Here is a 10,190-nt window from a genome sequence, read left to right as displayed (position 1 = left end):
CCCCGGCGGTGATCAGCGCACCGAACAGCGCCCGCGGATACACCCGGCTCGGATCCTTGATCTCCTCCACGACATTCGCCGACGTCTCGAACCCGACGAACGAGTAGTAGGCGATGATCGCGCCGCCGAGAATCGCCAACGCCGGCGTCGACCCGTCCGGGAACTCGACCACACGACCCACGTCGCCCTGGCCGCGGCCGAGCATCACGGCCACCACCGCGATGACGATCAGCAGGCCGGACAGCTCGACGACCGTCATCACCACGTTGGTCTTCAGGGATTCGGAGATGCCCCGCGCATTCAGGCACGCGACCAACAGAAGGAACACCAATGCCGCGGGGACGGCGGGCACGTCGAGGAACGTCGCGAGATAGTCGCCCGAGAACGCCAACGCCAGCCCGGCGGCACTGGTCACGCCGGCCGCGAGCATCGAGAAGCCGACCAGGAACGACAGCAGGGGTCTGCCGAACGCCCGGTCGGCGAACACCGACGCTCCCCCAGCGCGGGGATACTTGGTGACCAGTTCGGCGTAGGACCCGGCAGTCAGCAGCGCCAGCGCAAGCGCGATCACCAGCGGCGCCCACAGCACACCGCCGACCTCCTGCGACAGCACACCCATCAGCGCGTAGATCCCTGCGCCGAGAACGTCGCCGAGGATGAACAGGAACAGCAGAGGACCCGTGATCCGACGGGCCAGTTTCGTCGTCGCGACGCCGGCGTCGGGTGTCGCGTCGGTCTCCGATGACATCAGATGTCCTCCCCTGGCAGGCGCGTTCGCGCCGGTCCGCCCGACTCAGTACCCGCTGCGTCGCCATCTAGGCCCGGGGAATCGAGCGACACCGCAGAATGGGCGGATGCGCTTCGGGAGCTTCATGGCACCGTTTCACCCCACCGGGCAGAATCCGACGCTCGCGATCGAGCGCGACCTCGACCTGATCGTCGCGCTGGACCGCCTGGGCTTCCACGAGGCCTGGATCGGGGAGCACCATTCGGCGGGGTTCGAGATCATCGCCTCGCCGGAGGTCATGATCGGCGTGGCCGCCGAGCGCACGAAGCACATCAAGCTGGGCACCGGCGTCAGCTCGCTGCCCTACCACCACCCGCTGATGCTCGCCGACCGCATGGTGCTGCTCGACCACCTGACCCGCGGTCGGGTGATGCTCGGCTGCGGGCCGGGTCAGCTGACCTCCGACGCGCACATGCTCGGCATCCCGGCCGACGAACAGCGCCCCCGGATGGAGCAGTGCCTCGAGGCGATCATGGCGCTGCTGCGTGGCGAGACCGTCACGATGCACACCGCCGGCTTCACGTTGCAGGACGCGCGCCTGCAACTCGCGCCCTACAGCGATCCGTGTTTCGACGTCGCGGTCGCAGCCTCGTTCTCCCCCACCGGTCCGCGCGGAGCGGGCAGACACGGCATCGGGATGCTGTCGATCGCGGCGACCGCCCGGCAGGGGATGGATCTGCTGGCCCAGCACTGGAAGACGTGGGAGGAGGTGGCACTCGAGCACGGGCACGTCGCGGACCGGTCGAAGTGGCGCCTGGTGGGTCCCATGCACCTGGCCGAGACACGCGAAAAGGCCGAGCGCGACGTCGCCTACGGAATCGCCGAATTCTCACGGTATTTCAGCCACATCCTGCCCGCCGGGCCGGTGCAGGGCGACACCGTCGCCGAGATCATCGCGAACAATCACGAGTCGGGCTTCGCCGTGATCGGCACGCCGGACGACGCGATCGCCAAGATCGAGGAACTCGTCGAGGCCAGCGACGGCGGGTTCGGGGCGTTCCTGCTGTTCGACCACGACTGGGCCCCACCGGCGGCCAAGCTGCGCAGCTACGAACTGTTCGCGCAGCACGTGATCCCCCATTTCACCGGTCAGCTCACCCCGCCGCGTGCATCGCAGGAGTGGGTGACCGCGAGCGGGCGCGAATTCGTCGACCGCGCAGCGCATGCCATCGGCAAGGCCATCGAGGATCACGCCGCCGAGCAGCAGGCCAAGCATTCTCCGGCCACCCCGTAGTGCCCGATCGGGCTGAGCTGACAGCACAGCTGGTCGACGAGTGGCGGCTGCGTACTGACGGACCGGCCGAGGACGATGCCGACTCGCTGAGCCTCCCGGTGCGCACCCCCGACGGCGCGCCCGCCCTGCTCAAGATCGGGTCGCCGGCGTCCGCCGACGAGCACCTGGTGCTGCGCCGATGGGCCGGTGACGGTGCGGTCCGACTGCTGCGCGCCGACCCGCACCGCCACGCCGTGCTCACCGAGCGCGCCGGCCCGGCCACCCTGGAGACGCTGGACGACACCGAAGCCTGCGAGGTGGTGGCCGGCCTCTACGCCCGGCTCCACGTCGCGGCGATGCCCCAACTACGTTCCACGGCAGACACATTGCGCCGTTGGCTCGACGATGCGGGGCATGCCGGCACCGCCGTACCGCGCCGGCTGGTCGACCAGGCGCAGTCCCTGGCCCGGGATCTGCTCGCCGACGGCGACGCCACCGAGGTGGTGTTGCACGGCAATCTCCACGTCTCGTCGGTGCGCGCCGCGGACCGCGCGCCATGGCTGGCGATGAATCCCCGACCGGTCAACGGCGACCGCAACGACGAGGTGGCACCGATGTTGAGTGCCCGCTGGGATGAGGTCGCCGGCCGGGTGCGCGACGGCATCCGGCAGCGCTTCTGGACGCTCGTCGACGTCGCAGGACTCGACGAGGATCGTGCCCGCGCCTGGGTGATCGTGCGCATGGTGCGTGCGGCCACCCGCGCCACGCTGCCGGATGAGGTGACGCGATACCTGGCGATCGCCAAAGCGGTGCAGGACTGACCGGCATACGGTGTCTCTCTGTGAGCGATCCCGACCTGGCCATGATGCTCGACGAGTTCGCCCTGCAGCGGCTCGTCCACCGGTACTGCCGCGCGGTGGACCGCGGTGACGCGGAACTGCTGCGCAGCCTCTACCACCATGGAGCGAGCGATCAGCACGGCGGCTTCTCGTCGGGCACCGCCACCGATCTCGTCGCGCAGATCACTGCCGCGCGTCCATATCTGAAAGCCATGCAGCACCACGTCACCACAGTGAACTTCATGGTGGGCCAGGGTGACCTCGCGGGTACTGCCGAAGGTGAGGTGCACATGCTGGCCGTCCACACGGTCGGAGCAGGCGACCGCGACGTCGACGTCATCGTCGGCGGCCGCTATCTCGACAAGTACGAGAAGCACGCCGGGCGTTGGGGATTCATCCACCGGATGATCGTGACCGATTGGGCCAGGATCAGCGATCCCTCGCAGACCGACCTCAGCCATCCCATCACCCGGAACACCGCGATCGGCACGCTGGGCGACGACGACCCCTCACACAGCTTCTTCTCGCTCCTCGGACGAGGCGGATGACGATTCGGTGACTACGCTTCGCTGACTGCCGCGAGGTGTCTCGAGATGGGTACGACCATAAACATGGCTCTCGTCGACAGCTCAGGGTTCGCGCATGTCCGTATCACCGTCAGCGACATCGCGCGCTCCAAGAAGTTCTACGACACCGTGTTCGGCTGGCCGCTGGTGGTGGACGCGTCCTCCATGGCTGACGACCCGGGTGTCGCGCAATCAGCCGAGCGGTTCTTCGGCGGAGCGGTCTACCAGACGCCGCAGGGCACCCTGTTCGGGCTGCGGCCAGGCGGCAGCGGTGGCTTCGATCCGGAACACCTGGGCCTGGATCACGTCAGTTTTGCCGTCGCCGGCCGCGCGGAACTGGCGGCAGCCCAGAGCGCACTGGCGGACGCGGGAATCCCCCACGGGGCGATCTCGGTGCTCGAGGACGCCGGCATCGCGATCCTGTCCTTCCAGGACCCCGACGACATCAACATCGAGCTGACCGCTCCGCTGGACTGAGCGGCATCAGGTCACCTGCGTCGGCGCGTCGGTGAGCTGCACCAGCGCCACATCCGGCCGCGCCGGCACCTGGTCGGCGTGAAACCACCGGAAGGCGAGGTTGCCGCGCGGGTAGTCCACCGTCGATATCGCATTCGGATGCGCTGCTTGGCCTTTCGAGATCACGACGGTCACGGAGCCGTCGCTGTTGGGTACGGCCGTCGCGCCGTTGATCGAGACGCGGGCGTCGGTGACGATGTGGCCACCCATGAATTGGTTCCACACCACGAGGTTCCAGAACCGGCAGGCGGGCGGGCGGTGGGTGACGACGAGCGCCTCGTCGTCGTCGAGAACGAAGCTCGCGTAGGCATAGCAGGCGTCGCGGGCCGACCACCCGAAGTTCGCGTCGGGAACCTGATACGGCTCACCGAATTGGTTGGCGACATTGCCGGTTTCGTGGCCGAGCGCATGCACATCGTCGACCCGGGCACCCACCGTCAGCGGGATGATGGCGAACATGGTTCGCAGCCAGGCCGCGCAGGCGCGCAGCGACGCCGCGGTCTCGGCATCTGAGTGCCGGATCGGATCCGGTTCGTCGAGAGCCTCGATGCGCCAGCGCACCGGCCGCCCGGCCAACGGATCGGCCTGGTAGTCCCGCGTCACCAGCACCGCCATCTCGGGCAGCGGTCCGATCTCGAAGGCGAACTCGCCGTCGGCGTCCATCCGCCCGTCGGCCTCGAGATCGGAATCGTTGACGATGCCGACCACGCGGTCCGACCAGCTACCCGGCGCTGGCTCGTTGTAGGCGGTCACCGAAAAGTACACGCTGTCACCGCGATTGCCGCTGATGCGGTAGCGACGGTTCTCATCGACCGGGCACAGGTGATACCACGCGTCGGTGTTGTCGCCTCCCCAGCGACGGTCTCGGCGGAACGGCGTGTTGAGCTCCACGAACTGCGGTCGGCTCCGCTCGGCGAACAGGTACGTGTCGAAGGCGACGCCGAGCGTGGTGGCCAGCATCCGGTAGCCGTCGGCGAGGTGGCGGTCGTCGACGACGGCGCGGTCACCCCCGGTGAAACCACGGTCGAGCTCACCGAGGGTCTGGACCAATTCTTGCCAGGCAGTGGTGGATTCGGCGCTCATGTGGCGATTCCTCTCGTGATCAGGGTGGCGGTGCGATCCAGCCAGCCGTCATCGGGTGTGGTCGGGTGGGTCAGCAGAGAGAGCATGGTGATACCGACGACGGCTTCGGCGAGCTCTGCCGCATCGACGTCCGGGCGGACCTCGCCGCGCCGGACGGCATCGCGAAGGAAATCGCCGAGCCCGCGGGTGATCACGTCACCGAACCGTTCCAGCAGCGCGGCGTGCAGCGTGGGGTCAGCGGCCATCTCGGCGATCAGTCCCGGGATGGCCGCCCGCGCCGGCGGGGCGGTCAGAATGGCCGCGACGCGGCGCACCATCTCGCGGATGTCGGTGGCCAGTGCGCCGGTCGAGGGGATCTCGGTCGCCTCGCCGATCGGGAAGACCGCCTCGTGCACCAGGTGCGCCTTGCTCGGCCAGCGCCGGTAGATCGCGGGCTTGCTGGTGCCGGCGCGCCGCGCGATGGCACCGACCGACAGCTCGGCGTAGGGCACCTCGCCGATCATCTCGGCAGCGGCGGCCAGCACGGCGTCGTCGATGCGCGGATTCCGGGGCCGGCCCAGCTCTGTCTTCATTACGTGACTCAGAGTAACATAACTGGTTGTGATGCACACCACACCCTCGGCGATAGAGCTGACCGATCTGGCCGCACCGCGGTACAGCGTTAAGGCACAACAGGTTCGCGACATGATCGCCTCGCTCGCCGACGGTTGCACCCTCACGTCCGACGCGCTGCACGCGGCCGCGCGGGACGCGACCGGTCTCGACGACTTCGGCGCCGACGACTACCGGGAACGCCTCGACGTCTACCTCGGCGCGCTCGCGGGACTCGACGACATGCACGACTGTGGACGGGTCAACTTCTTCAGCCAGCTCTCACAGTGGTTGAAGAACCGGCTGCTGCTCACCGACCTCCTGCGTCGGCATCCCGAGATCCACGACATCGAGTTGGCCCCGCCGGTCGTCATCGCCGGGCTTCCCCGCACCGGAACCACACACCTGCACAACATGCTCGCCGCAGGACCGACGTTCCGCACGATGCCTTACTGGGAGAGCGCCGAGCCGTTTCCCGCGCCGGCGGAGATCGGCGCCGAGCCCGACCCGCGGGTGGCCCGCATGGAGATGGCGGTGTCGGTGATGGACCTGCTGCTCCCCCACTTCCGGGCCATGCACGAGATGACCAGTGAGCACGTACACGAGGAGATCCAGCTGCTGGCCAACGACTTCTCCACGATGCTGATGGAGACGCTCGCGCATGTGCCGGCCTGGCGCGACTACTACCTCGCTCACGATCAGAGCCCGCACTACGAATACCTGCGCACCCAGCTGAAAGCCATGCAATTCCTCCGCGGCGGACGCCGCTGGCTGCTGAAATCGCCGCAGCACCTCGAGCAGCTGACCGTGCTGAAGCGCGTCTTCCCCGGCGCCGTGGTGGTGTGCACGCATCGTGATCCCGTCCCGGTGGCGATCTCGATGGTCGCGATGGTGGTCTACACGTCCCGGATGTACAGCGCCGCACCGCCGGTGCGGGCCATCGCCGCCTCGTGGACCGATCGTCTCGAGCGGATGCTCGCTGCGCTGGTGCGTGATCGCGACGTGCTCGGGCCCGACCAGTCGACCGACGTCGGTTTCGACGCCTTCATGGCCGACGAACGACGCACCGCAGCGCGGGTGTACGCGCTGGCCGGCGAACCGATGACCGATGAGAATCGCAGCGCCATCGACCGTTATCTGGCCGACCACCAACGCAATCGGTTCGGCCGGGTGACGTGCACAGCCGAGATGTTCGGGCTCGACGAACACGAGCTGTCCGAACGTTTCAGCGGCTACACCGAGCGCTTCCTCACCTGATCACTCCCTGCTCATTCCGGTTCGGGGGCCTCCACCAGAAGCGACATCCCGTGCAGCGGCGGCATCTCGGTGGCGAAGCTGTGCAGATCGTCGACGGTCGCGATCTCGTTGCCGCTGAACATGTCCGACACCACCGCACCGGGCGGGAGATGCTCCGAGCGCACGGTGCCGGCGATCTGCTCCTGGGCGAAGTTCAGCACGGTCAGCTGGAAGCGACCCTCACCCTCGAGTTCGTGGACGAGCACCAGCATGCCGCGGTGCGACACCTCGGGGATGTCGAGCTGGCGGCTGGTCGCAATCCCGTAGTGCGAGCGAACTTTCAGGATCGCCTGGAGTTGGCGGATGAAGCTGGTCTCATCGGCGAGCTGCGCCGGGATGGGACCGTACAGGTTGCGGCCTACCGGCATGCCCGCGATCGATTGGCGCGCATGCGGGTTGATGCCCATCAGGTCGTGCGCGCCCCGGTTGATCCAGCGGGTGTCACCTTCGGCGACCAGTTCGGCGACGTCGGAGACCGGCAGCGTCAGCATCCCGACCAGATCCCAGCCCGACAGCGCGAACACCCCCGGCTGCAACGCGTTGAACATCGCGAGCAACAGGTGGGCGCGCCGGATCGGATCGATGTCGCCGATCTCGTCGAAATCCTTCACTCCGAGCGAAGCGCAGACGACAGTCGCTGTCGTGCAAGCGATTCCGTTGGTGGTGAAGGTCCGATTGTACGGCGCGTCGGGTCCGGTCAGGTTCTCGACGAGGTCGCTGCGCACGGTCGCGGCAACCTGCTCACCGGTGACCTCTTCGCCCCGGAAGGTGTAGACATCGTCGCGATGCCCGTTCTCCCAGTGCAGCAGCTCATAGGTCAGCTCGTCGTGGTTCTGCAACGCATGCACGAGTGACGCCGGATCGACACCGAGCTCCAGTGTGGTGCGCAGTGTCAGCCGCAGGAATTCGGTGTCCCCGGTGGCCAGCGCGTGCTGATAGGCCGGCCGGTTGATGAAGTCATAGGACAGATCGGCACCCGCCTCGCCGATCTGGCGGATGTCGTCGATGGTGAGATTCAGCTCCTGGAAGGTGAATCCGCCGACCTTGCGCACCATGCTCGCGATCAGGTGGTTGGCCGCCTCGGACAGCGGATGGCCCTCCGACCACGCCGACGAGCCTTCCGCCGCTGCCTTTTCCACACCGAGGAACCCGTTGGCGTCCAGACGCAATGCACCGGTACCCAGATCAGCGAGCGAATGCAGGGCATCGCCGATGACGAGTCGCATACCCGCGAAGGACGGGTCCAGCCAGTTGATGGACGGCTGGCCGTCCTTGAAGTAATGCAGGTAGACCCAGCGCCGTTCGACTCCGTCGACACCGGTGACCGCGCGGGTCACGCTCCAGTTCGTCTCCTTGACGCCCTCGGCGTAGAAGATGACGCGCTGCAGCCGTCCGATGATGTAGCCGGCTTTGTCGAGCCACTCCTCGGTGGCCGCGTCGATGTTGATTGAATCGGCGCCGGCGGGGACGTCGGGCAACTCGTGCCAGTCGCGCGGATCGATTTCGACCATGTGGTAGACGCCCGGGTAGTCCGCGTACTTCATCTCGGCCAACCGGAAGTCGGCGCCCTTACCGGTATGGCCCGGGACGATGTCGTCGATGATCGTTCCGCCGTACCAGCCGGCCGTCGCGCACATCTGGCGGAATTCGTCCTCGGTGCCGAACGCCGGGTCGATCTGCGTACCGATGCGGTCGAAGTGCCCGTCGACGCTCGGGGTGTACTGCCAACCGGAGATGCCGCCGGCCCGCTTCACCGGGCCGGTGTGGATGGCCTCGATGCCGATCTCGGCGAACGCCTTCCACATGTCCTCGCTGGCCATGGCCTTGAGGAAGGACTCGTCGGGCCGGGTGATCAGGGACAGCGGGTAGGCGGTGAACCACACCGAGGCGGTGTCGACAGCACCGCGGGGATTCGGCGTGGCGTAGGGGTTCTGCCACATCGAGCCCTGGCCCGAGAACTGAGCGCTGATCTCGTTGGCGTCAGCCAGCATCGACTGCGCACGCAGCCACTCCACGTAGGCGGGGTTCGTGCCGTTGGCGGGACCGTCCTGGGCCACCGAGCGGCGCACGAACGGCGTCTTGACCCGCGGCCGGAACCGCAGCGTACGCGGGCGCGCCGGGTGAAGGTGCTCGGCGTAGGTGGGCTCGACCGACTCGTGTCCCTCGTCGGTGACCTCCAACTCCGACATGCATCTCCTCCTCATCGGTGGCGATCGTGATCGAACATTCCAGCCCGTATTGCCACCGCACCGTGGCCGGAAACCGCCGGACGCATTCTGTGGCGCGATCGCCAGTGACGACGATACTGGCGGCCGGGGATCCACTCGACGCGAGAGACAGGGAGCGCGCCCTGAGCAGGAGAACAACCAGGAGACCAACACGGTGCCGCGGTCGTGCCGTGGCGGTACTCGTCACGGTGTGTGCGCTGGCCGGTTGCTCGCCCGCGCCGACTCCGCCCGCGGTGGGGCCGTCTTCGGCGGGCCCATCAGCGCCGCCGTCTCCGTCCGCCGGTCCGGCGCCCCGGGTGTTGGCGACGGAGCCGGCCGGTCTCGCCGACGGCGTCGTCGCCGACGAACGGGCGCTGCGCGACCCTGCGTCGTCCGACGCGCTGGTCGTGGCGGCGGCCCGTCGCCAGCAGGCCGCCTATCGCCTGCTCGCCCGTCATCCCGAGTGGGACGTCCCGGCGCGTGCACGTGTGCCGACCGAGCTGCTGAGCTCCTATGACCACAACATCGACGCCCGCCGTCAACTCGGGGCCATGGCGCGGCCCCGCGCGACCCTACCGGCGTGGCGGATCGTCGAGCCGCGGCCCATCGACGAGCTGACGGGGTACTACCGCGAGGCGGAGGCCGCCTTCGGAGTCGACTGGCATGTGCTGGCGGCGGTCAACTTCGTCGAGACGGCGTTCGGCCGGGTGGCCGGGGTCAGCACGGCCGGCGCGCAGGGCCCGATGCAGTTCATGCCGTCGACGTTCGCGGCATACGGGGCCGGCGGCGACGTCCATGCTCCGCGTGACGCGATCATGGCCGCGGGTCGCTACCTCGCCGCCAACGGCTTCGCGCGCGACCGCGACTACGCGCTGTACCGGTACAACAACTCGCAGCAGTACGTGCGGGCGGTCAACGACTACGCGACGGTGATCGCCGCCGACCCGGCGGGACTTCGGGGCTACTTCCACTGGGGCGTCTACGTCAACACCACCGCCGGAGACGTGCTGCTGCCCGACGACTACGCCGCCACCGAACCCGTTCCGGTCGAGGACCACCTCGCATCGAAACCTCCTGCCAGACGCTGACTTT

Annotated in this window: 10 protein-coding genes; 6 read left to right on the top strand and 4 right to left on the bottom strand. The window is 68.0% G+C overall.

Annotated elements, in window-relative coordinates; translation table 11 throughout:
• The coding region (locus tag PGN37_RS10500; protein ID WP_335330968.1) for an APC family permease at nucleotides 1-748 on the bottom strand (748 nt) is incomplete at its 3' end.
• Between the two features lie 106 nt (nucleotides 749-854).
• Between PGN37_RS10500 and PGN37_RS10495 the strand changes: the two genes are divergently transcribed.
• Genes PGN37_RS10495 through PGN37_RS10480 form a run of 4 tightly spaced genes read left to right on the top strand, consistent with a single transcriptional unit; the run spans nucleotide 855 to nucleotide 3,882 of the window.
• Entirely contained in the window at nucleotides 855-2,021 is a 1,167-nt protein-coding gene (locus PGN37_RS10495; protein ID WP_335330967.1) for an LLM class flavin-dependent oxidoreductase, read from the top strand.
• A complete protein-coding gene (locus PGN37_RS10490; RefSeq protein WP_335330966.1) occupies nucleotides 2,021-2,821 on the top strand; it encodes an aminoglycoside phosphotransferase family protein in 801 nt (266 codons plus the stop codon). The genes PGN37_RS10495 and PGN37_RS10490 overlap by 1 nt, the downstream gene beginning before the upstream one ends.
• Before the next feature lie 41 nt (nucleotides 2,822-2,862).
• Nucleotides 2,863-3,387: a nuclear transport factor 2 family protein gene (locus PGN37_RS10485; protein ID WP_335330977.1), complete on the top strand. Its 525-nt coding sequence runs from the start codon at nucleotides 2,863-2,865 to the stop codon at nucleotides 3,385-3,387.
• 45 nt (nucleotides 3,388-3,432) lie between these two features.
• On the top strand, nucleotides 3,433-3,882 hold the full coding sequence (locus PGN37_RS10480) for a VOC family protein (RefSeq protein ID WP_335330965.1): 450 nt from the start codon (nucleotides 3,433-3,435) through the stop codon (nucleotides 3,880-3,882).
• Nucleotides 3,883-3,888: 6 nt separating this feature from the next.
• On the opposite strand, the gene PGN37_RS10475 is transcribed toward PGN37_RS10480, so the two are convergent.
• Nucleotides 3,889-5,004, bottom strand: coding sequence for a DUF1214 domain-containing protein (locus PGN37_RS10475; RefSeq protein ID WP_335330964.1), 1,116 nt, complete (start codon nucleotides 5,002-5,004; stop codon nucleotides 3,889-3,891).
• A complete protein-coding gene (locus PGN37_RS10470; protein ID WP_335330963.1) occupies nucleotides 5,001-5,576 on the bottom strand; it encodes a TetR/AcrR family transcriptional regulator in 576 nt (191 codons plus the stop codon). Before PGN37_RS10470 ends, PGN37_RS10475 begins: the two co-directional genes overlap by 4 nt.
• Nucleotides 5,577-5,607: 31 nt before the next feature.
• Between PGN37_RS10470 and PGN37_RS10465 the strand changes: the two genes are divergently transcribed.
• Nucleotides 5,608-6,852: a sulfotransferase family protein gene (locus PGN37_RS10465; protein ID WP_335330962.1), complete on the top strand. Its 1,245-nt coding sequence runs from the start codon at nucleotides 5,608-5,610 to the stop codon at nucleotides 6,850-6,852.
• A gap of 11 nt (nucleotides 6,853-6,863) precedes the next feature.
• On the opposite strand, the gene treS is transcribed toward PGN37_RS10465, so the two are convergent.
• Entirely contained in the window at nucleotides 6,864-9,080 is a 2,217-nt protein-coding gene (gene treS, locus PGN37_RS10460; RefSeq protein WP_335330961.1) for a maltose alpha-D-glucosyltransferase, read from the bottom strand.
• Nucleotides 9,081-9,289: 209 nt separating this feature from the next.
• Between treS and PGN37_RS10455 the strand changes: the two genes are divergently transcribed.
• A complete protein-coding gene (locus tag PGN37_RS10455) occupies nucleotides 9,290-10,186 on the top strand; it encodes a lytic transglycosylase domain-containing protein (RefSeq protein ID WP_335330960.1) in 897 nt (298 codons plus the stop codon).
• Nucleotides 10,187-10,190 lie beyond the last annotated feature (4 nt).

This window comes from Mycobacterium kyogaense (genome assembly GCF_036946525.1).
GTDB classification, from domain to species: domain Bacteria; phylum Actinomycetota; class Actinomycetes; order Mycobacteriales; family Mycobacteriaceae; genus Mycobacterium; species Mycobacterium kyogaense_A.
This window is presented reverse-complemented; position numbering and strand designations above follow the sequence as displayed.